The following is a 693-nucleotide window of genomic DNA, read 5'->3' on the forward strand; positions in this document are numbered from 1 at the left end:
TGATGCATTTGTTATATGCATATATACTTTGTACAACTATGTATTACAATGTGTAACTTATTAAGGTGTAATTATGAGAAATGAAATGCTAAGTACCCGCATAGACCATGATACAAAACTTGCTTTCACTAGCATCTGCGGTGAAGTTGGTCTAAGCACATCACAAGCAATTAAACTGTTTGCTAAAGCTGTCATTAACCATGGTGGTATTCCATTTGATCTACGAGTTCCGCAACCAAATGAAGTTTCTGCTGCTGCGATGAAAGAACTTGTTGAAAATAAAGGACATAAAGTTAACTCTATAGATGAGATGTTTTCTGAGCTCACTGAAGGCAAAGTGACAAATGTATAACCTAGAATACTCAACCCAATTTAAAAAGGATTTTAAGAAGATAACTAAGATGCCAATCTCCGATATCATCGAAGTTGGCAATATCATCTCTAAATTACAAAGAAATGAAACATTAGCCCCTAAAAATGTAGACCATTCTTTAACAGGAAATTGGAGTGGTTTTCGCGACTGTCATATAAAACCAGACTTAGTTCCATTTACCGTATATTTGATGGGCAACTACAACTAGCAAGAATTGGGTCACATAGCGATCTATTTTGAACCTGACACTGCATATAACGCCTGCATAACACGTTTACTACTATGCAGACCTAGCTGAATTTTAACGCCTTAATCACTGA

1 protein-coding gene and 1 pseudogene are annotated in these 693 nt (G+C 35.8%); both read left to right on the forward strand.

What is annotated here, in order from left to right; genetic code table 11:
* Positions 1 to 73: 73 nt before the first annotated feature.
* Positions 74 to 352 carry a type II toxin-antitoxin system RelB/DinJ family antitoxin gene (locus tag A6E03_RS18985; RefSeq protein ID WP_017020218.1) on the forward strand — a complete coding sequence of 93 codons (279 nt, stop codon included), beginning with the start codon at positions 74 to 76 and terminating at the stop codon, positions 350 to 352.
* Positions 345 to 613: pseudogene (locus A6E03_RS18990) on the forward strand (type II toxin-antitoxin system YafQ family toxin). Before A6E03_RS18985 ends, A6E03_RS18990 begins: the two are co-directional and overlap by 8 nt.
* Positions 614 to 693 lie beyond the last annotated feature (80 nt).

It is taken from the genome of Aliivibrio sp. 1S128 (genome assembly GCF_001691065.1).
GTDB lineage: Bacteria > Pseudomonadota > Gammaproteobacteria > Enterobacterales > Vibrionaceae > Aliivibrio.

Bases quoted from the DNA above. Each gene is read 5' to 3' on its own strand.
- A6E03_RS18985 (WP_017020218.1), top strand. From the start codon at position 74: ATGAGAAATGAAATGCTAAGTACCCGCATAGACCATGATACAAAACTT.